Origin of the sequence: Labrenzia sp. THAF35, assembly GCF_009363595.1 — a bacterium.
GTDB lineage: Bacteria > Pseudomonadota > Alphaproteobacteria > Rhizobiales > Stappiaceae > Roseibium > Roseibium algicola.
Genome location: NZ_CP045380.1, coordinates 4,756,279 through 4,776,290 on the forward strand (window position 1 = coordinate 4,756,279; position 20,012 = coordinate 4,776,290).

A 20,012-nucleotide genomic window follows, 5' to 3' on the forward strand; every position below is an offset into this window, starting at 1 on the left:
TATCCCTCAGGAAATGTCTAACAGATTTGCGATTTGTGCTGCCGCAAAAACCGTCTCAGCGCCGGCTCTTCGGCGGCCTCGATTGCCTTCGAGAAGGGCAGCCAGACCCTTTTGCGTTGCCCGAGTTCAGGAAAGTCTTTCAACTGTTTTTCAAAACGGATCTTGAAGACAATCACCTTGGTACGGATCTTCAATCCGTCCGCAAGGCCCTTGTAGGACCGAAAGCTGCCAATGGCCCGCGGGTCGGCCGTGCCGACAATTCCCGCTTCCTCATAGGCTTCGATCAACGCCGTCTCAAACGCGGGCTTGTCCTTTTCAGGCCAGCCTTTCGGCAAGATCAAGCGGCCGGTCTCGCGGGTCGAGACCAGGAGAATTTCTGGCTCCGCCTCGCCCGGACGCACGCAAAGAGCCGCGATCTGCAGACGGAGCGGTTTGACAAACAAACCTGCAATACCGTGCAGCCACGATGCATCCCGCGCTGTCAGTGCCTTAGCGAATCCCATCTCCACACCTGTTGTTCTGGAACAGCAGGTGTATAGGGAGTTCCCTTAGGGACGTCTAGAGAAAAGTGCACTCGGTGCGCGCACATTTTTATTACAAATATTACAAGTCCGCTTCAGGCCGCCGAAACGGAAACGTGATCGGCTGTCCAGGCTCCCGGCCAAACTTCCGCCTTGCCGGACTTCAGGTCTCGAAGTTCGTTGAGGGGGACCGAAACGACAAGAAACGGTTCTTCCCCGTTGCTTCCGGAGGTCGCGGCTACCTCTGCGGCAACACCTGTAAAACCGAATTCCTCTTCGCACGGCAGATACAGCGCCGCCCCGGAAACGTTGGTGTCGTTCTGCGTTGTGCCCTTTGATGTGCCGACAAGACCGCATACGGCGACCGCGCACATGAGCTCAACAGCACGTGCCTTGGCACAGCCGAAGACACGGTGATAGCCGGAGAGTTTTTCCGTCATTGAAGGCACGAGCAGAAGATCGAGATCCAGCTTCGCCAGCAGGCTGCTGAGCGCCGGCATTTCGACATCCAGGCAGATCAGGATCGCCATCTTCAATCCGTCGAGCTCGAACGTCTTCAGATCAGCTCCAGGCACCAGATGCCAGATCTCCGGATCCTGCTCAAACGGTGTGAGGCACAATTTGTCCTGACGGATCTCGCGCCCGTCGGCTGTCAGCAGAACGGCTGTGTTGGTGAAACCCTCAGGCGCCTGAACAGGCATCGATCCAGCCAACAGCGACACACCATACCTGGCAGGTAGCGGAGCAAGTATCGCGAGCAAGTCGGTGCCCACGTCCGCCAGGAACGCCATTTCCTGGTCAGGCAGCAGACCTTCGGGTTTGAACGCCAGGCAGCATTCCACAAGATATTCAGGAAGCATCAGGAGCTTTGCGCCCTCTCCCGCGGCGCGCTGCATTCCCTCTTCTATCTGTGCAGCAAAAGCTGCCACCGAAGCTGGAGCGCGGCTCAGGTTAAAGGACCAAAGTGCAATGGGATAATCTGTCATGGTGCCCGACGTCTCGATAACTAAGACGCAAGACTTAAAGGCAGCACGCAGAGCGTTTCAAGCCCTTGTCTGTCTTTCGTTCACCTGAACGTGGCTCGTCCGGTATTTCCGGAAGGTTCAATCGATGAACAGTCCGAGAAATGCTACCAGAACCATCAGAAATCCTGTTCCGACAAGGGCTGCTTTCGGCTCTTGCGGCAGGGCGGTGAGTTTTGCTGAACGTCTGACTTCCCGAATCCCTTTCAGGGCCCGGTCCGTACGCCTGTCTATTTCTTCGAAATAGGGCGAAAGCTCATTCTGAGCACGCATGCCTGATCCTCACGATTCCTTCGTGGGTTCAAACCTTATGCCCGGAGACTTAGCGTTTGGTTAATTCACGTTTACCTGCACCGCATCAAAGGCGGGTTTTCTGCGGATCCGCGACATCAAGGATGCGCAGTTGCACCTTGGGTGTCCCCTGCCAGGTGTCGATTGACAGCGTACCTGCCACATGCAGCGACTGTCCCCGGCCCTGCAAAAGCATCTGACCGTGCGGTTTGTCGTCCGCCTTGAAGCAGATTGCCTTTAACGCAGTCCCGTCACCAGAAGTAATCGAGGCTCGGACATGTCCCTTACCGACCACATCGGCGAAGGAAATCCGGTGGGCGGGAAAGGCAAACACCGGTTCAGCATGACCGGCACCATAGGGCCCCGCCTTTTCCAGCAATTCCAGAAGATCGAGATTTGCGCCCGTTGCCGTCAGCGCGGCGTCAATCTTAAGTTCCCGGTTTGCACTTGCCGCCTCGACGTCGTCCTTCAGCACATCGTTGAAAAACGCTTCCAGGTCGGCGGTCTTCTCCCGCAGAACCGTAAGCCCTGCCGCCATGGCGTGCCCACCACCCTTTTCGAGCAAACCTTCGTCAACCGCTCTGCGAACGGCCTTGCCAAGGTCAACACCGGGGATGGAGCGCCCCGAACCAGTCCCCTTGCCGGTTTCATCAAAGGCGACCGCAAAGGAAGGCCTGCGGTGAGCTTCCTTGAGCCGAGAGGCAATCAGTCCAACAATCCCGGGGTGCCAATCATCGGAACCGGTCAGGAGAACCGCCGGATCACGTGCCTGGATCGCCATTGCGGCTTCTGCGCCGGCCTGTTCCAGCATAACTGCTTCCATGGCCTGACGTTCGGTATTGAGCTGGTCCAGCCGCTCGGCGATTGCCCGCGCTTCGTGCGGGTCTTCCGTCGTCAGAAGGCGCGCGCCCAGTGCAGCGTCGCCAATCCGGCCGCCCGCGTTGATCCGCGGGCCTATCAAGAAACCCAGATGATAAGGCGCCGGCTTTCCGCTCACGCGCGCTGTGTCCGCAAGCGCAGTCAGCCCGGAATTGCGGCGTTGGTGCATCACCGCAAGGCCACGTGTCACATAGGCCCTGTTCAGGCCCTGCAACGGAACGACGTCGCACACGGTACCAAGCGCCACCAGATCGAGCAGCGCCATGAGATCCGGCTCCTGCCTGCCCTGGAAAACCCCGCGGCGTCGCAACTCGCGGTTCAGGCCGACAAGAAACAGGAAGGTGACGCCGACAGCTGCCAGATGCCCCTGCCCCGACAGATCATCCTGCCGGTTGGGGTTGACGAGCGCCTCAACTGCCGGAAGCGTTTCGCCAACCTGGTGGTGATCGATGACCACGACGTCGAGATCGAGTTGCCGGGCAGTTTCAAAAGCTTCAAAAGACGTGCTGCCGCAGTCGAGCGTCACCAGCAGATCAGCCCCGCCATGGCGAAGATGTTCGATGGCCGGACCGTTCGGTCCGTATCCTTCGATGATCCGATCCGGAATATGGATCACAGGGTCAAGGCCGAGCCACTGCAGGTATTTGGCGAATATCGCAGACGATGTCGCCCCGTCGACATCATAGTCGCCGAAGATCGCAATCTTTCGACCAGCCTGGACCGCATCCGCGACCCTTGCCACGGCGGCGTCCATATCGACCAGACCGGAAGGATCGGGCATCAGCAGCTTGAGTGACGGTTCCAGGAAGCCGGTTGCCTCGTCGGCCTGAACGCCGCGCGCAGCCATGACACGCGCCAGCACGTCCGGCAGTCCGTGAACCTGCGAAATCGCCATCGCGGTTCGCAGGTCAGCGCCACTCAGGCGCTCGCGCCAGGCGTTGTCGTTTGCGGAACGGGCGACCCCAAGTACGAGTCGCCTGTCGTCTTCCCCGGATTGTCCCAGCATTCAGCCGCGCTTAGTCCAGATGAAACTTCTCAAGATCCGTGTGCTGGGCCTTGATGTAGCGCACCGTCCCAGTGGAGGACCGCATGACAACGGTGTGCGTGGTGATGTGATGACGGCCGAAGCGGACGCCCTGCAGGAAGTTGCCGTCGGTTACCCCCGTTGCGGCAAAAAGCACGTCCGGGCCGGCCATTTCTTCAAGCGTGTACTTCTTCTTGATGTCCTCGATGCCCATGCGATGCGCACGCTCGACCTGCTCGTCGCGCGTGATCACAAGGCGAGACTGCATCTGGCCACCGATACAACGAAGTGCGGCAGCTGCAAGCACACCCTCCGGGGCACCGCCGATACCTGCGTAGATATCTATGCCGGTTTCGTCCGGATCGGTCGTGTGAATAACGCCGGCGACGTCACCATCTCCGATCAGGCGGATTGCGGCACCGGTCGCCCGGATTTCTTCAATCAGGCGGGCGTGGCGCGGACGGTCGAGCACGCAGGCCGTGACTTCACTGACCTTGACGCCTTTTTCCTTGGCAACAGCAGCAATATTTTCGGCAATCGGTGCGTCCAGATCGATCAATCCGGCCTTGTAACCCGGCCCGATGGCAATCTTGTCCATATAGCTGTCCGGAGCGTTCAGAAGATCGCCTGCCGGCGCCAATGCGATAACCGCCAGGGAGTTCGGCAGGTTCTTGGCGCAGATGGTCGTGCCTTCCAGCGGGTCGAGAGCGATGTCGACTTTCGGTCCCTGCTTCGTGCCGACGTTTTCACCGATGTAGAGCATCGGAGCTTCGTCGCGTTCCCCCTCACCGATAACCACGGTACCGTCGATAGGCAGGCGGTTCAGTTCGCGCCGCATTGCGTCCACTGCCGCCTGGTCTGCGGCCATTTCGTCGCCGTGACCGCGCAACCGGGCTGCCGACACAGCCGCTCTTTCACTGACGCGGGCCAGCTCGAGCGTCAGAATACGGTCCAGGCCGCTCGACGGTTGTTTATCAGTATTGGACATCAACATCTCCAGTCTCTCCCTCCGCAGGACGCCTCGGCGGGCACTCACTCGTCAGTTTAGTTTTTCAATGCGGATCATCTGAGGCTGTTCGGAAACTACCCCCTTGGACATGATCACGTCCAATGCCTCTTTGATTGCCACTTCAGTCGTTTCATACGTGATGAGGATGACAGGTTGAGGCAGGTCCGCATCAAATTTCACAGGAACGTCCTTATTTGCATGACGTTTCTGGACAATCGATTCCAGTGAAATGCCGGCATCGCCCATGCATCTGGCGATTTCGGCGAAAGCACCCGGCCGATCGAATACGGACAGGCGGATGTAATATCCGCCTTCATGAAGCCGCATGCGGGCACGTTGATAGCTGTTAAGCTCTGCAGCGGGCATGCCAAGGACGGGCGTTTCGTCGCCCCGGGCAATATCGGCGAGATCGGCCACGACGGATGACGCCGTAGCATTGCCGCCGGCACCCGGTCCGACGAGCACGATTTCACCAACGAAGTCACCGTCGACAGCCACAGCATTCAGGACGCCGTCGATCCGAGCAATCGCAGAGGACTTCGGCACCATGGTCGGATGAACACGTTGCTCGATGCCCGTATCAGTGCGTTGGGCAACGCCCAGCAGCTTGATGCGAAAACCGAGTTCGTCCGCAGCCTGAATATCGGCGGTCGTGATCGAGGTGATGCCCTCGACGTAGATGTCGTCGCTCGAGATTTCCGTGCCAAAGGCAAGACTGGTGAGGATGGCAAGTTTGTGGGCGGTGTCATTACCTTCGATGTCGAAGGTCGGATCCGCCTCCGCATAGCCGAGGCGCTGTGCATCCGACAGACAATCCTGAAAGCTGATGCCTTCTGCCTCCATCCGGGTCAGGATGTAATTGCAGGTGCCGTTCAGGATACCGTAGATGCGGCTGATGTCGTTGCTGGCCATGGATTCGCGCAGCGTCTTGACGATCGGAATGCCTCCTGCAACGGCTGCCTCGTAGTTGAGGCAGGCGTCGTTGGCCTCCGCCAGCACTGCCAGCTCAACGCCATGGCGCGCAAGCAGCGCCTTGTTTGCTGTCACGACATGAATGCCACGCGCCAGAGCAGCACGCACGCTTTCCTCAGCGGGGCCGTTGTCGCCGCCGATCAGTTCGACAAAAATATCGACATCTGCCGTCCGGGCCATTTCCACCGGATCGGTGAACCATTCGAATGCCGAGACATCGATGCCCCGATCACGGGTTCGATCACGCGCACTGACCGCTGTCACGGTCACTGCTCGCCCGGTTTTCGTTGCAATCTGTCCGCCGTGTTTTGAAAGGAGCTGCACCACGGCCGCCCCCACGGTGCCAAGGCCAGCGATGCCTACCTTCAATGCGTCTGCCATACGGAAATGAGTCCAGTTCTTATCAACCTTTGGTCCCGAGCGGGATGACGTTGTGCAGCTTTTGATCCGCAGTTTCAAGGAAGCGGCGGATATTTCTGGCGGCCTGACGCAGTCTTTGTTCGTTTTCCACCAGTCCGATGCGGACGTACTCGTCTCCGTGTTCACCGAAACCGATACCTGGTGCGACGGCCACTTCCGCCTTTTCCAGTAGCAGCTTGGAGTATTCCAGACTGCCGAGCGCCCGGAACTTCTCGGGGATCGGTGCCCAGCAGAACATGCTGGCTTCCGGTGCCGGAATATCCCAGCCGGCCCTGCCGAAACTGTCGACCACTACATCGCGGCGCTTCTTGTAGATTTCGCGGGTTTCACGGATGCAGTCATCCGATCCGTTCAAGGCCGCGGTTGCCGCAACCTGAATGGGTGTGAAGGCCCCGTAATCGAGATAGGATTTCACTCGCGACAACGCAGCAATCAGCCGCTCGTTGCCGACAGCAAAGCCCATGCGCCAACCCGGCATGGAGAAGGTCTTCGAAAGTGATGTGAATTCGACGGTGACATCCATGGCACCCGGCACCTGCAGAACCGATGGCGGCGGTGTCGCACCGAAATAGATTTCGGAGTAAGCCAGGTCAGACAGGATGAAGATGTTGTGCTTGCGAGCGAATGCGACCACGTCCTTGTAGAAGTCGAGATCCGCGCAATAGGACGTCGGGTTCGCCGGATAGCAAAGAATGATTGCGATCGGCTTCGGCACGGAGTGGATCACCGCGCGTTCAAGCGCATCGAAGAACGCTGGGCCCGGTTCCGCCGGAATGTTGCGGATCGAGGCACCAGCCATCAAGAAGCCGAAGGTGTGAATCGGATAGCTGGGATTGGGGCTCAGAATCACATCCCCGGGTGCGGAGATGGCCTGCGCCATGTTGGCGAAGCCTTCCTTGGAGCCGAGTGTCGCGATCACCTGGGTATCGGGATCCAGTTTCACGCCAAACCGGCGACCGTAATAAGCCGCTTGTGCCTTGCGCAGGCCTCCGATGCCCTTGGATGCGGAATAACGGTGCGTGCGTGGGTCCTGCACGACTTCGGTCAGCTTGTCGACAATGTGCTTCGGTGTCGGCAGGTCAGGGTTGCCCATGCCAAGATCGATAATGTCCGCCCCCGCCGCGCGCGCCTTCGCCTTCAAACGGTTCACCTGTTCGAACACATACGGCGGCAGCCGCTTGATCTTATGGAATTCCTCCATGACGCGAATCCTTGCGAGTTGACAGTATCAGCTGCGCTCCCTTGCCGGGCGCGGCGACGGCGCAGCGGGGCTCTTTTAGCAGTCCGGATAAAAATACGCACCCGTCTTTGCGTCGCTAGCCGACTAAATTTGTAGCGTTTTTTAGAACATGATTGCTTTGGCAGTAGTCCTCGCCTGCCAGAGCTCCACTAACGGCTTAAATGTCCTACAAATCGCGGTGTGCAGGAGCAAAAATCTGGCGAGGAGTGAATGGCAAGGGAGCAGTAAGCGGACCGCCTTCCGGAGCCGGATCCATCAATCCATTGTGCCGGGCGTGTCGCGGCGATCAAAGAAAGGAAGAGGTCAGGCCGCCTTTTTCCGAAGCACGGAAAAACCGGTTCTTTTTGCGTCCTTGATAAGCCGGCCATTGGGCGCAAGATCCATCGTGACGATTTGTGCGCGGCCCTGTTTCTTTGCCCTGTGCAGGCCACCTTCGGCAGCTTCCATCGCACGCTCCAGCGGCGTCGAAACGCTGGCACTCACCAGACCGACGCTCGCTGTCACCATCAGCCGGCCGCCAGACGCTTCCTGACATTCCAGCCCGAAACGCCTGCAGATTCTCTGAGCAGTCAAATGGGCGAGTTCCTTGTTGCCCTCCGGCAGGAACACGGCGAATCCGGCGCCGCCTACCCGCCCTGAAATGGCGTTTTCGACCAGTGTATCCTTCAAGATGCGCGCGAATAGCTGCAGGAGCGCATCTCCCATCGCCTGACCGAAACGCTCGTTCACCGATTTGAACTGGTCCATGTCAAACAGGATGAGGCTGTAAATTCCCTTTGGGGAGGAGTTCGAAGCGATCCAGTCCTCGGCATCGTTGAGAAACGCCCGTCGGTTCGGCAGAGCTGTCAGGTCGTCCTGAAGAGCCTGCTCCCTGAAACCGTGCAAGGATCGTTCGATGACCATGGAAGCCGGCAGGACGATCGTCATGATGATCGAAAACAGAACGGTGATCAGGTAGGTGCTCATGAACCCTTCCGTGAACGTCGACTGGAAGGACGGGAACAGCAGTATGTTCTGGTGAAAGGTAAACCACATGAATCCCGCGGTTTCGACCAGCGTTGTCATGCCAAGCATACGTGCTGAATAGAGTTTCTCCCGATTTTCGAAGAACGCCATCCAAACGACCCAGAGACCACTCAGGATGAGCACCGACTGAACATAATTCACCCGGGTGAGGAAGTTGTCCTGAAATTCGGGAAACTGGCATAGAACGAGCCAGGCAAACGCTATCGTTGCGAACACCCAGACATGACCGCTGCGGCCCAGGAACACGGCGAAGCCGCTTCGCCTCAGGCCGGTCCCGAGAATGACCAGGAAATTAGCGGCAACGATACTGAAAAGGTCCGGAATTGTCCCGCGAAATGCCAGGAGAACCGTCCCGCAAGCCGCCAGAAACATTCCTGCAGACCACAGGGCGAGGCTTCTCGAACAGGCAACGCTCCGTCCGGGCCAGAACATGTAAAAAAGGAACAGGATGACGCTACCGGCAAACTCGGCAATCATAATGCAGGTAAACAGTGTCGGTGTATCGAGCGTCATGAAAACAAAGGCCTTGCGATCAAGGCTTGCAGCCTAGACCGCCAGTCGTAAAGGAAAGATTTAATCCGTATATTTATCAATATTTTATCTTCTTTAGCCACCTCACATCATCCGCATATGTATTGGGCATCGTCCCCTGCGTCACTCAGACGCAAGTGTTTCCAGATAGGCCTGCGTCTCTTGCCTCTCCTTCGGATTGATGAGGCCGGAAGACTCGCCGGGATTGACGATTGCACCATAGCCTTTCGGTGCCGGGACGTTGCCTCTCCCCTGCCCGGGTTCGGTTTTCAGCGCATCAAGCAAGGGTGTCCCTGGCCCGACGGCGCATGCCGACAATCCAAAGGCGAGAAGCAGGCACCCACCCAGTGCCAGCACGTTCCGCATGCAGCTCAACCGATCCTCCACCACTTTGTTTCCTCGTCCATCCGATCGTCACAAATTTCCACTAGCCAGAGGGCCTGAACGTGGATTGAAATCCAATCGACGGAGACGTTACCTTGTGTCATAAATAGCCGATAGTTCAAAATATCGGCGAAAAAATAACAAGATAACGCGATTGAACAACAAGGGCTCACAGGCCTTTCGTGGGCTGAATGGGGCAAGACAACCGGAGGAAATCCCTGCCTATGGCTGATGACCGCGACCATCCCATGTTGCAGTATATCATCAACAACCCGGAAGCCTTTGCACAGAATCTTGCAAAGACGCTCGAGCAGGCAGGCAAGGCACTGGCGGCCTATATCGAGCCCCGGGAACAGGGCAAGATCACCCACGATTCGACCGACGAGCTGACTGGTGTCGTAAAGACCCTCGCTCAGGTTGGCGAATACTGGGCTTCCGATCCGCAGCGCGCCGTCGAGGCCCAGTCGCGCTTGTGGAGCGGCTATATCGATCTCTGGAATTCCTCGCTGAAACGGATGATGGGCGAACCGTCTACACCGGCGATCGAAACTCCGGCACGTGACAAGCGCTTTGCCGATCCTGACTGGGAAAAAAACCAGTTCTTCGATTTCATCAAGCAGCTCTACCTGATCACCAGCAAATGGGCGGAGGACATGGTCCACGACGCCCAGGGGCTGGATGAGCACACACGCCACAAGGCCGAATTCTACGTCACCCAGATCGCCAATGCTGTCTCCCCGTCCAATTTCGTGCTTACAAACCCCGAGCTGTTACGTCTGACACTGGAAAGCAACGGCGAAAACCTGGTCAAGGGTATGCGGCACCTGGTCGAGGATCTGAAAACCGGCAAGGGCGAGCTGAAGATCCGCCAGACCGACCCGACAAAATTCAAGCTCGGCGAGAACCTCGGCACCACGCCGGGCAAGGTGATCTCGCAGAACGACGTCTGCCAGGTAATCCAGTATTCGCCATCTACCAACGAGGTCCTGAAGCGTCCTCTCCTGATCGTTCCGCCGTGGATCAACAAGTTCTACATTCTCGACCTCAATCCGGAAAAATCCTTCATCAAGTGGGCGGTCGACCAGGGCCACACGGTGTTTGTCATTTCCTGGGTCAACCCGGACGAACGCCAGGCTCAAAAGAGCTTCGAGCATTATATGAAGGAAGGCATCCTCAATACGCTCGACGTCATCAAGCGGGCAACGCGCCAGGAAGAGGTCAATTCCATCGGTTACTGCGTCGGCGGCACATTGCTGGCGGTCACGCTTGCCTATATGGCAAAGATCGGCGACGACCGCATCAAGACCGCGACCTTCTTCACCACACAGGTCGACTTCACTTTCGCGGGTGACCTGAAGGTGTTCGTCGATGAAGAACAGATCTCGGTCCTTGAAAAGAGGATGGCCGAGCACGGCTACCTGGACGGGTCGAAGATGTCGTCCGCCTTCAACATGCTTCGCTCCAACGATCTGATCTGGTCCTATGTGGTCAACAACTATCTGAAAGGCCAGGACCCCTTCCCGTTTGACCTGCTCTACTGGAATTCGGATTCCACACGCATGCCCGCCGCGAACCATTCGTTCTATCTGCGCAATTGTTATCTGGACAACAAACTGTCCAAGGGCGAAATGGAAATCGCGGGCGAGCACCTGGATCTCTCCAAGGTGACCATTCCGATCTTCAACCTGGCAACGCGCGAAGACCACATCGCACCGCCGAAATCGGTCTTTCTGGGGTCAGGCTGTTTTGGTGGCCCCGTCGATTATGTGCTGGCCGGTTCCGGGCATATTGCCGGTGTGGTCAACCCGCCTGCAAAGAAGAAATACCAGTTCTGGACAGGCGCGGAGGCCAAGGGAACGCTGGAGAACTGGCTCAAGAATGCCGAGGAACACCCTGGGTCCTGGTGGCCTTACTGGGATCAGTGGATCCGTTCGCATGACGACGCCAAGGTCAAGGCCCGCAAACCGGGTGCAAACCGGGTCAAGATCCTTGAGGATGCGCCCGGCTCTTATGTGATGACCAAGGTCTAGTTAACTAGCAGAAGCGCTCCTGCGCGAAGTTCATTTGGTAGCGCGTGCAATGCATAGCTAACGACCATAGTCGGTTCTTCAAAATATATAGAAATCCCGACATCAACGAGAACCGCTTTGCCTTTGTTCAAGTTTTTGACCGCGTTTCTAGCAGCTTGGTTGATTTCCGAACCCTCCGAGGCTTGCGTGTCAGGTCGGGGACCAGAACTGCGAAGTGTGCTGCGTTCAGAGTTTGTGTTCAGAGGCGAATTACTTGCGGCTGGGCCAATCATCGCCCTTGAAGACGGTTACTTTGAGCAAACCTTATCGTTCCGGATAACCTATTCTTTTATTGGATCTTTTTCCGAAGGAGACGTCCGAGTCATTGCGTTTCAATATCCGTTCAATCCAAACAAACGCAGCACAGGCCCGGAGCCCGAGATACAAACTGGCGAAGGATACACCGTCGTTCTGGACAAACTTTGGTTTCCTAGGCCGATGAATGTGAATGCTGCAGCTCCATCCTCAGACGACCCAGGTAAGAGTCGAATTGTGCATCGCTGGCATAAATTTCGCTGTGGTGGAGACGGGCTACGTCTTCGAAAGAACTCTCACGATCACGCGAAAGCAATCTGGTCGGTATTCACCGGCAGCCGGCATACGCCAGAAATTCGTGCGGACATTCTAACCGAATTTTTGGGCATTAACGGGCGATTTTGACACTCAGATTCTGTAGGCCTTGAAATTTCCTACCCGAAATGTGCGTCCAGAGGCGTCAATGTCATGGCCAGCAGCTTGCCGAACTTGCGGGCGGCCATCGGGCGACCGAAATGATAGCCCTGGACGACTTCACAACGGCAGCTGGCAAGAAAAGCCTGCTGCTTTGCGGTTTCCACGCCCTCAGCCACGACACAAAGGCCTAGCTCCCGCCCAAGGGAAATGATGGCCTTTGCGATACACCGGTCGCTTTCGTCGAAATCCAGATCACTGATGAAGCTGCGGTCGATCTTAAGCCTTGTCAGCGGAAAGCTTTTCAGCGCGGCGAGACTTGAATACCCGGTGCCGAAATCATCTATGGCGAGCTTCACGCCCAGCCGGCGGAAATCGTCCATCAGTCCAACAGCCTGATCCGCATTCTTGATCAGCAGGCTTTCGGTCAGCTCCAGCTCAAGGTAGGTCGCGGCAAGTCCGCTTTCCTCGAGTGCATCGCGAACATCCGAAATCAAACCGTCGTCCCGGAACTGACGGGCGGAAACATTGACGCCAACCGTAATCGGCATCAGGCCACTTTCCTGCCATTCCTTGTTCTGCCGGCAGGCTTCGCGTGTCACCCATCTGCCCAGAGGCACGATCAGGCCACTTTCTTCCGCCAGGGTGATGAACTCGCCTGGCATCATTCGACCAAGTGCCGGATGTTGCCAGCGCACCAGCGCTTCCGCACCTACGATACGGCCGCTAACCAGATTGTACTGCGGCTGGTATTCCAGGAAAAACTCGCCGTTCTCGATGCCGGTCCGCATTTCCTCCAGAAGTGTCAGCTTGTTGACCGAACGTTCCGGACGGGTCTGCTCGTAGACCTTGAAGCTGTCACGTCCTGCGGACTTTGCTTCGAACATCGCCTTGTCGGCATTCCGTAAAAGCTGTGCTGCACTGTCTGCATCCTGCGGATAACAGGCAGCACCAATGCTGCAGGTAACATGGAACGACAGGTCATCGATCTGGATCGTTTTGGTGATCTCGTCCCGCAGCCTTGCCATGAATTCGTTGAGGGCGGCTTTCTCTGCCGTGTCACGGTCGACAATCAGGACAAATTCGTCGCCCCCGAAGCGGATGGCCTGATGAGCACCGTCGTGGACGGCCATGATCCGTTCCGCGACAATCATCAGCACCTGGTCGCCAATCGCATGTCCGAAGCTGTCGTTGACGAACTTGAAATTATCGAGATCAACAAAAACGACGGCAACAGGCACGCCGGTCCTGTCACTTTCGGACACCTTTTCTTCCAGCTTGGTCTTGAACTCCTGCCGGTTGGGCAGGCCTGTCAGGACGTCATGATTGGCCAGATAACGGATCTTGCGTTCGGCTCGGTCACGCTCGACCGCTACGGACGCAAGCCGGGCAGCTTCCAGTGCAAGCTTCAGCTCATGATCCGTCGGGCTGCGCGTTGACTTGGTGTAGAGCCCAAACGTGCCTAGAACCTTGCTGTCCTTGCCGAAAAACGGCACCGACCAGCAGGACCGCAATTCGAAAGGAGCAACAAGGTCGCGTACATCCTCCCATAGTCGGTCCTTCTGGATATCTTCGACGATGACACTCTCGCGGCGGAACACAGCGGTTCCGCATGAACCCATTTTCGGACTCACAGGTATGCCATCGGTGATGTCCAGGTAGTCTTGCGGCAGGTTGGGACCGACAGTCGCCAGAAGATGCTCGCCTGTGTCATCCACAAGCATGATCGACCCCATCACTCCATCGAGTTGGTCTTCAATGGTCAATACGAGTGTCGTCAACACCTCGTTCAAGGGTCTGCCCGCAGCAATTTCCTGAAGGACCTTGTTCTGCCCCTGCTGCAGCAGTAACGCCCGTTTGCGCTCGGTGATGTCCCGTGAGAGGCCAACAATGCCGACGACTTCACCCTTACTGTTTGTGACCGGGTACTTGGACGAAGAGAACCATTTCCGCTTGCCGTTCGCCAAAATTGACGGCTCCTCGAAATCGATACGCGGAATATTCGAGGCCATGATCTCCTGCTCGATGGCATGGAACTTGGACCCGGTCTCTTCCGGATGCAGCTCCAGATCGGTCTTGCCGATCAATTGCGAAGCATCATCGAGACCGACATCAAGCGCGACCTGCAAGTTCGCCATGACGAAGCGCGAGCTGCGGTCCTTCACATAGAGATAATCGGAAACCTCGTTAAGCAGTGTATGAAGCCAGTCGCCGCTGAGGCGAAGTTCGTCACTTCTTGACAGCTTCGTGATGTGGTTAAGCCGATCCAGCTCGGAGGCCAGGGACGAGACTATTTCGCTATTTTCCGCGTCCCCATCATCCTGGCTTGTTTGTAAGACCATGCTCCAGTCCAATTGATTGGAATTATCACTCTCAAGTATTTGGCTATTTTTGCCGATTTCAAACTAAAAAACAATGAACTGAACAGAATGCAGGCCTTTTTACTCATTAGTGTTTTGTTATTCATCGAACGAACTAGCCCATCCGGGCAAACACATTGAAACTACACCAAAATCTCCAGGAGACATCGATTCAAATACTTAGTGATACCGATCTCTGACCTAGGTACTTTTCACGATCTTTACTGTTGCTTGCGACAGAATGTTGTTTGCCAAGTCCCCGTTTCGCCGGGTAAGATTGCCGAATATCCGAAAGGCCGGCTTCAGCATATGCAAACCACGCAACGTCACCCGAGCCCCCTTGCCCGTCCGGCATTGAAAGATGCCAATGGCCTGAGAGCTCCCGTTCTTCTGCCCAAAGCAGCGACCGGCAAGCCAGCGCCTGCCCTGGCAACTTTCATGAAGATACTCGCACCTGGCATGTTGACCGGTGCCTTGTGGACGCAAGCCTGGCTTGGTGTCTGGGGCGCACTTCTGCTCGCTTTTGCGGTACTGGCAGGCGTGATCGCTGTCCCCAGGCTTGTTGGGGAAACCGGCAAAGCCTCCAGTTGGGCCAAACGAGTGAGCTTTGGAGAAAAGATCTGGCTCAACAGATTGTTCCTCCCCGTTCCCGCCACCGACAGTGCCCGGATAACAACGCTTTATCTCGTTTTCTGGATGGGTGGGCTGATTGCGTTGCTCGGCGGCTTCCTGTCATCGCCAATCCTGTCGCTGACAGGTCTGGCCGTTGCGTATGCGGCCCAATTCGTCAGCTTCGGCAAGTTGATCCAGCTTTACCAGACCATGAAGGACAAAACCCCGCTGTACCGGTTCTGGACTGCTGTTCCGCACAACGACAACCTTCCCGGGAAGGCAGCGCGTAGCAAACACGGCTGATTTCCTTTGAATGTCTCCTTGAAGCGGGTCGCTGTTCAGTCGGCTGTGCTCAACTCCAGACTCACGATGGCGACCAGACCAAGTGCGGCAAGCGCAACTTGCTGCTCCTGACCCGCGATCTTGCTGCTCAAATCCGGCTCGTGAATGTCGAGCACCCAATCCCTGCCAGTCACGAATCTCTTCAAACCTGACAGCAAACCGGCTTTCTTGCCTTCTGCCTGATCCCGATGTTTGCGGACCAGCGTCCCCACTGGATTGCCGTCTGCCAACAGCACCAGAGCTTCCGTGTCGCCACCAAGCATCGTGCGGACGGTTTGTTTGGCAACACTGTCAGGGTTGGCAAGGCTGAACTGAACATTGCTTCCAGGCACTTCCAGTTGCCAGCCCTGCTTCAAAGGTCCTCGTCCCCCGATTTGTCCGATGCTGACGTCGGCATCGGTCCTCAGTTCCCAGCTGCCAGTACCGGACCTGGATCTGCACTCGAGTGCCCAGGCAGTCTGTGGGCCGATGCGGATGCTTGTGACGCCTCTCATGTGCGGCTTGTCCAGTTCGAACACCATGGCAGGTGCTTCCTCCAGACTTTGCCCGGTGCCAAACACCTTGAACTGCCTGGCGACACCGGGCGGCAACGGCATGCTGCCCGGCGTTTTGACAAATCGGAAGCTGAGGTTCGTTTCCATGTTGCCCCTGTTCTGGCCTCAGCCTGCCTGTTTCCGCTTTTCAGCAAGCAGGCCAATATAGGTCAGCGCGACGCTAGCGCCGGCAATCGAGGTGATATCGGCATGGTCATAAGCCGGTGCGACTTCGACGACATCACCGCCGACGAAGTTCAATGACCCCAGCCCACGCAGGACCGACAATGCCTCGCGAGAGGACAGGCCGCCGGAAACAGGCGTACCGGTACCGGGCGCAAACGCCGGGTCAAGGCAATCGATGTCGAATGTCATATAGGCCGGGCCATTGCCCACCCGGGCCTTGATCCTGTCGACCACGCCGCCGATACCCAATTCGTCCATCTCATAGCCAAGAATGATTTCCAGCCCGCAAGTTTCGGGAGCATGGGTACGGATGCCGATCTGGATCGAACGGTCTGGGTCGATAAGGCCTTCTCGCACGGCGCGTCCAGTGAAGGTGCCGTGGTCGATCCGGTCGCCTTCATCGTTCCAGGTGTCCTGATGGGCATCGAATTGCACCAGGGCGAGCGGGCCATGTTTGGCCACATGCGCCTTGAGAAGCGGATAGGTGACGAAATGATCGCCACCGATGGAAAACAGATGCGCCCCGGAAGCCAGAATATCAGAGGCCTGAGACTGGATGTGTCCGGGAATATCAGCGTTGCGGCCATAGTCGAAAACACAGTCGCCGTAGTCCACGCAGGCAAGAACCTCGAAAGGGTCCATTTCGAACGGATATTGCGGGTCGCCGTCGAAAATGGCGGATGCGCGGCGCACCCCCTGAGGACCGAACCGAGCCCCCGGACGGTTGGAAACAGAGGCATCAAACGGGATGCCCCAAACCGCCAGGTCAATCCCGGTCAGATCGCGGCTATAGCGGCGGCGCATGAAGGACAGCGCGCCTGCATAGGTCGGTTCATGCGAACCGCCCTTGACCGATTTACCCAGAAATGCGTTGTCGGTTTCCCGCGGCAATTCTGCTGACATGACAATTTCCTTGAAGTCTGGTGTGGCAGGATTTTTGCGCCGCTCCGGATCAAGCGGCACGGACTGCCGGGTGTGTCATTTACCGGACACCCGAGGACGGTCTTTCAGGTTTTACCAGCGATGGATCGTCCCGCCAATCCCGAGCCGCAAGGCCCGCTACAGAGTGTTGAACCAGAACTTGTCCCCCGTCTCTTTGGTGCTGTTCCTGTTCCGCTTCTTGTCAACCGTGGGGATATGTCGAAAGATCAGGTCGCCTACCTCTCCCTGCAAAGGAAGGATCACAGCCATGAGCGACAGCGGCCATCACGACCATGCCGGCGGCGGTGCGCAGCGCCATTCTCACGACCATGATCATGGTCAAGGGCATGACCATGATCACACCCCTGAAGTGACGGACAAGAACGCCCGCGCTGTTGCGTGGGCAGGTCTTTTGATTGCTGCCTTCATGTTTGCGGAGCTGATCGGTGGCTGGCTTTCAGGGTCTCTGGCGCTGATGGCAGACGCCGTCCACATGGTTACGGATGCCGCATCACTGGGTTTGGCCTGGTGGGCCTTTCAGCAATCAAAGAAACCTGCAGATGCCCGGCTAACATATGGCCGCGACCGGTTGCCGGTATTGATTGCCTTCGCCAATTCCATATTCCTGCTGGTGGTGACAGGCTGGATCTGCGTGGAAGCTGCCGGGCGCTTCATGGAGCCGGAGACCGTGCTTGCAGGCCCGATGTTCATCATTGCCGTAATCGGCCTTCTGGTGAATATCGGCGCCTTTTTCATTCTGCAGCGTGGCGGTGACGGATCGCTCAACATGCGCTCTGCGATCCTGCACGTGCTCGGCGATCTACTCGGCTCCGTTGCGGCGATCGCGGCCGCTATCGTCATCTATTTCACGGGTTGGTACCCGATTGACCCGATCCTGTCGGTTTTCGTCGCTGTGCTGATTGTTCGTTCTGCGGTCGCGGTAATGCGCCAGTCCGCGCATATCCTGCTGGAAGGCGCACCGGCAGACATCGACAGGGACACCCTGAAAACCGATCTGTTGCATGAAGTCCCTGGCCTTGCCGACGTTTATCACATTCATCTCTGGTCGCTGGCCGAAGGCAAGGTGAATGCCACCATGCATGCCATCTTGAAACCGGAAGACAGTCCGGATGCCGTTTTGCAGCAAATCCGAGAGCGGTTGAAGACAAGGCATGGCATCGGCCACGTGACGATCGAGGTAACTGAAGGCTCCTGAGTCTCTGAGATTTCTGAGCACACCCTTCCCGATCATTGCCGCTGTTTTGAAGTCCCCAACCGTTTACGCGAGATTATCTCTTGCCGGTTAGCCTGAAGTCAGGATGGCTGGCTATGACAGAAATTCGGCGCAGGACCCGGCACCAACGGCCTGGAACGCCAGAAACGAAAACACTGCACCTCTGGAAGGTGCGGCCACCATTTTCACGTTTTATGCCTGTCTTGCCATTCTCGCCACACTGGCAGCCCTGGGTGGAGCGCTATTTTCCCTGACAGGATCCGGGCAATAAAGTCGGCTTGCCTCACACACAGATTTTGTCCTCCGGATTATTTCCCGTCTTTCTTCGGATTGCGCGGCGATCCACGGGATACCGACACGGGACCGTTGTCGCCTTGCGCCTCCAGGACTAAAACGAGGAACAAACTGGCAATTGCCGGTCCACCTCCATGAGGAATTCCTGCCGTGGCAGACATGACCCCGAAGATCCTGCGCGGCAGGCTGCTTTCTTTCTCCACCGCCCCCAAAGGGCCGGATGACACGGACGCTTACAGCTATATCGAGGACGGTGCCCTTCTGCTTCGTGGCGGCAAGATTGCTGCTTGCGGCGAGTTTGCGGACGTTGCTGCTTCCGCAGATGAAGGAACGGCCATCATCGATCATCGGCCACATCTGATCCTGCCCGGCTTCATCGATACCCATATCCATTTCCCCCAAGCACAGGTGATTGCGTCCTGGGCGGACCAACTGCTGGACTGGCTGAAGGACTATACGTTCCCGGCAGAAATGAAGTTTGCGGACAAGGCTCATGGGGAACGGATCGCCAAGGCCTTTTATGACGCGCTGGTTGCCCACGGCACCACGACGGCCTCCGCCTATTGTTCCAGCCACCCCGCCTCGGTCGACGCCTATTTCGAAGAGGCGGAACGGCGCGGCATGTTGATGCTGGGTGGCAAGACGATGATGGACAGGAACGCGCCTGCCGATCTGTGCGACACCGCTCAAAGCGCCTATGACGACAGCAAGGCTTTGCTGAAAAAATGGAATGGACGCGGACGGACGCATTATGTCGTCACCCCGCGCTTTGCAATCACGTCGACACCCGGGCAGCTTGAAGCTGCCGGAACATTGTTGAGGGAATATCCGGACTGCCATTTGCAGACCCACATCAACGAAAACCACAACGAAATCGCCTACACGCTCGAACTCTACCCGGAAGCGGTAGACTATCTTGGCGTTTACGAAGGGTTTGGCCTGCTCGGCCGCAAGACCTTGCTCGGTCACTGCATCCATATGAACGACCGGGAACTGGGTGTCATGCGGGAAACCGGCTCCGTTGCCGTTTTCTGTCCGACGTCCAATCTCTTCCTCGGCAGCGGTCTCTTCAACAAGGCCGGACTGGAGCAGGCTGGCGTTCGCACGGCCATCGCCACCGACGTTGGCGGTGGCACAAACTATTCCATGTTGCGCACGCTCGACGAAGGCTACAAGGTTCTGCAGCTCCAGCGCCAGCGCCTCCACCCGCTCGCCTGTTTCCACTGGATAACGCTCGGCAACGCCGAAGCGCTTTCACTGCAAGACAGGATCGGCACACTGGAGCCGGGCACAGATGCAGACCTTGTAGTCCTGAATGCGCGTGCGACCCAACCGATGGCCTTGCGGATGGAGACTGCAGAAAGTCTGTCGGAAGAGCTTTTCGTGCTGCAAACCCTTGGCGATGATCGTGCTGTCGTTGAAACCTATGCAGCGGGTAAAGCCTTGAAGTCCTGACACCTTGGCCGGGGCACA

Annotated in this window: 18 protein-coding genes; 6 read left to right on the plus strand and 12 right to left on the minus strand. The window is 57.2% G+C overall.

Translation table 11 applies throughout. From position 1 onward, the window contains the following. Nucleotides 1-17: 17 nt before the first annotated feature. From FIU93_RS21835 to FIU93_RS21875, 9 genes are all read right to left on the minus strand, one after another. Entirely contained in the window at nt 18-503 is a 486-nt protein-coding gene (locus FIU93_RS21835) for an NUDIX hydrolase (protein WP_022999405.1), read from the minus strand. A 113-nt stretch (nt 504-616) separates the two neighbouring features. After that, nucleotides 617-1,417, minus strand: a complete 801-nt coding sequence (locus FIU93_RS21840; protein ID WP_209010197.1) for a nitrilase-related carbon-nitrogen hydrolase — start codon at nt 1,415-1,417, stop codon at nt 617-619. Between the two features lie 207 nt (nt 1,418-1,624). Further along, the gene (locus tag FIU93_RS21845) at nt 1,625-1,816 is read right to left on the minus strand and encodes a hypothetical protein (protein WP_022999407.1); all 192 of its coding nucleotides are present in this window, start codon (nt 1,814-1,816) and stop codon (nt 1,625-1,627) included. An 85-nt stretch (nt 1,817-1,901) separates the two neighbouring features. Then, nucleotides 1,902-3,719, minus strand: coding sequence for a single-stranded-DNA-specific exonuclease RecJ (gene recJ, locus FIU93_RS21850; RefSeq protein WP_152506737.1), 1,818 nt, complete (start codon nt 3,717-3,719; stop codon nt 1,902-1,904). Between the two features lie 10 nt (nt 3,720-3,729). Continuing rightward, nucleotides 3,730-4,725 (minus strand): class II fructose-bisphosphatase, encoded by a 996-nt coding sequence (gene glpX / locus FIU93_RS21855; RefSeq protein WP_022999409.1) that lies wholly within the window; start codon nt 4,723-4,725, stop codon nt 3,730-3,732. A 51-nt stretch (nt 4,726-4,776) separates the two neighbouring features. Next, nucleotides 4,777-6,099 (minus strand): homoserine dehydrogenase, encoded by a 1,323-nt coding sequence (locus tag FIU93_RS21860; protein WP_022999410.1) that lies wholly within the window; start codon nt 6,097-6,099, stop codon nt 4,777-4,779. A gap of 22 nt (nt 6,100-6,121) precedes the next feature. Beyond that, nucleotides 6,122-7,339 (minus strand): LL-diaminopimelate aminotransferase, encoded by a 1,218-nt coding sequence (locus FIU93_RS21865; protein WP_022999411.1) that lies wholly within the window; start codon nt 7,337-7,339, stop codon nt 6,122-6,124. Nucleotides 7,340-7,681: 342 nt separating this feature from the next. Further along, nucleotides 7,682-8,917: a GGDEF domain-containing protein gene (locus tag FIU93_RS21870; RefSeq protein WP_062488910.1), complete on the minus strand. Its 1,236-nt coding sequence runs from the start codon at nt 8,915-8,917 to the stop codon at nt 7,682-7,684. 141 nt (nt 8,918-9,058) lie between these two features. Next, on the minus strand, nt 9,059-9,310 hold the full coding sequence (locus FIU93_RS21875) for a hypothetical protein (protein WP_152506738.1): 252 nt from the start codon (nt 9,308-9,310) through the stop codon (nt 9,059-9,061). 233 nt (nt 9,311-9,543) lie between these two features. On the opposite strand from FIU93_RS21875, the gene phaC reads away from it, so the two are divergent. Then, the gene (gene phaC, locus FIU93_RS21880) at nt 9,544-11,349 is read left to right on the plus strand and encodes a class I poly(R)-hydroxyalkanoic acid synthase (RefSeq protein WP_022999414.1); all 1,806 of its coding nucleotides are present in this window, start codon (nt 9,544-9,546) and stop codon (nt 11,347-11,349) included. Between the two features lie 117 nt (nt 11,350-11,466). Next, nucleotides 11,467-12,048 (plus strand): hypothetical protein, encoded by a 582-nt coding sequence (locus tag FIU93_RS21885; RefSeq protein WP_152506739.1) that lies wholly within the window; start codon nt 11,467-11,469, stop codon nt 12,046-12,048. Between the two features lie 29 nt (nt 12,049-12,077). On the opposite strand, the gene FIU93_RS21890 is transcribed toward FIU93_RS21885, so the two are convergent. Further along, entirely contained in the window at nt 12,078-14,399 is a 2,322-nt protein-coding gene (locus FIU93_RS21890) for an EAL domain-containing protein (RefSeq protein ID WP_152506740.1), read from the minus strand. A gap of 327 nt (nt 14,400-14,726) precedes the next feature. Here FIU93_RS21890 and FIU93_RS21895 point away from each other — a divergent pair, with 327 nt between their 5' ends. Continuing rightward, nucleotides 14,727-15,332 carry a DUF6653 family protein gene (locus FIU93_RS21895; protein WP_152506741.1) on the plus strand — a complete coding sequence of 202 codons (606 nt, stop codon included), beginning with the start codon at nt 14,727-14,729 and terminating at the stop codon, nt 15,330-15,332. A 35-nt stretch (nt 15,333-15,367) separates the two neighbouring features. Here the strand turns inward: FIU93_RS21895 and FIU93_RS21900 are convergent, their stop codons facing one another. Both FIU93_RS21900 and speB read right to left on the minus strand, forming a co-directional pair. Then, complete coding sequence (locus FIU93_RS21900) at nt 15,368-16,012, minus strand: hypothetical protein (protein WP_152506742.1); 645 nt, start codon at nt 16,010-16,012, stop codon at nt 15,368-15,370. Between the two features lie 18 nt (nt 16,013-16,030). After that, nucleotides 16,031-16,993: an agmatinase gene (gene speB / locus FIU93_RS21905; RefSeq protein WP_152506743.1), complete on the minus strand. Its 963-nt coding sequence runs from the start codon at nt 16,991-16,993 to the stop codon at nt 16,031-16,033. A 286-nt stretch (nt 16,994-17,279) separates the two neighbouring features. Here speB and FIU93_RS21910 point away from each other — a divergent pair, with 286 nt between their 5' ends. From FIU93_RS21910 to guaD, 3 genes are all read left to right on the plus strand, one after another. After that, a complete protein-coding gene (locus FIU93_RS21910) occupies nt 17,280-18,227 on the plus strand; it encodes a cation diffusion facilitator family transporter (protein ID WP_022999420.1) in 948 nt (315 codons plus the stop codon). Between the two features lie 103 nt (nt 18,228-18,330). After that, nucleotides 18,331-18,516: a hypothetical protein gene (locus tag FIU93_RS21915; RefSeq protein WP_152506744.1), complete on the plus strand. Its 186-nt coding sequence runs from the start codon at nt 18,331-18,333 to the stop codon at nt 18,514-18,516. Between the two features lie 182 nt (nt 18,517-18,698). Next, nucleotides 18,699-19,994 carry a guanine deaminase gene (guaD, locus tag FIU93_RS21920; RefSeq protein ID WP_152507666.1) on the plus strand — a complete coding sequence of 432 codons (1,296 nt, stop codon included), beginning with the start codon at nt 18,699-18,701 and terminating at the stop codon, nt 19,992-19,994. The last annotated feature ends 18 nt before the right edge of the window (nt 19,995-20,012 follow it).

What these genes read in the sequence shown, in the direction of transcription:
- FIU93_RS21835 (WP_022999405.1), bottom strand. Translation starts at nt 503, where the DNA reads ATGGGATTCGCTAAGGCACTGACAGCGCGGGATGCATCGTGGCTGCAC.
- FIU93_RS21840 (WP_209010197.1), bottom strand. Translation starts at nt 1,417, where the DNA reads ATGCAGCGCGCCGCGGGAGAGGGCGCAAAGCTCCTGATGCTTCCTGAA.
- FIU93_RS21845 (WP_022999407.1), bottom strand. Translation starts at nt 1,816, where the DNA reads ATGCGTGCTCAGAATGAGCTTTCGCCCTATTTCGAAGAAATAGACAGG.
- recJ (WP_152506737.1), bottom strand. Translation starts at nt 3,719, where the DNA reads ATGCTGGGACAATCCGGGGAAGACGACAGGCGACTCGTACTTGGGGTC.
- glpX (WP_022999409.1), bottom strand. Translation starts at nt 4,725, where the DNA reads ATGTCCAATACTGATAAACAACCGTCGAGCGGCCTGGACCGTATTCTG.
- FIU93_RS21860 (WP_022999410.1), bottom strand. Translation starts at nt 6,099, where the DNA reads ATGGCAGACGCATTGAAGGTAGGCATCGCTGGCCTTGGCACCGTGGGG.
- FIU93_RS21865 (WP_022999411.1), bottom strand. Translation starts at nt 7,339, where the DNA reads ATGGAGGAATTCCATAAGATCAAGCGGCTGCCGCCGTATGTGTTCGAA.
- FIU93_RS21870 (WP_062488910.1), bottom strand. Translation starts at nt 8,917, where the DNA reads ATGACGCTCGATACACCGACACTGTTTACCTGCATTATGATTGCCGAG.
- phaC (WP_022999414.1), top strand. Translation starts at nt 9,544, where the DNA reads ATGGCTGATGACCGCGACCATCCCATGTTGCAGTATATCATCAACAAC.
- FIU93_RS21890 (WP_152506740.1), bottom strand. Translation starts at nt 14,399, where the DNA reads ATGGTCTTACAAACAAGCCAGGATGATGGGGACGCGGAAAATAGCGAA.
- FIU93_RS21895 (WP_152506741.1), top strand. Translation starts at nt 14,727, where the DNA reads ATGCAAACCACGCAACGTCACCCGAGCCCCCTTGCCCGTCCGGCATTG.
- FIU93_RS21900 (WP_152506742.1), bottom strand. Translation starts at nt 16,012, where the DNA reads ATGGAAACGAACCTCAGCTTCCGATTTGTCAAAACGCCGGGCAGCATG.
- speB (WP_152506743.1), bottom strand. Translation starts at nt 16,993, where the DNA reads ATGTCAGCAGAATTGCCGCGGGAAACCGACAACGCATTTCTGGGTAAA.
- FIU93_RS21910 (WP_022999420.1), top strand. Translation starts at nt 17,280, where the DNA reads ATGAGCGACAGCGGCCATCACGACCATGCCGGCGGCGGTGCGCAGCGC.
- FIU93_RS21915 (WP_152506744.1), top strand. Translation starts at nt 18,331, where the DNA reads ATGGCTGGCTATGACAGAAATTCGGCGCAGGACCCGGCACCAACGGCC.
- guaD (WP_152507666.1), top strand. Translation starts at nt 18,699, where the DNA reads ATGACCCCGAAGATCCTGCGCGGCAGGCTGCTTTCTTTCTCCACCGCC.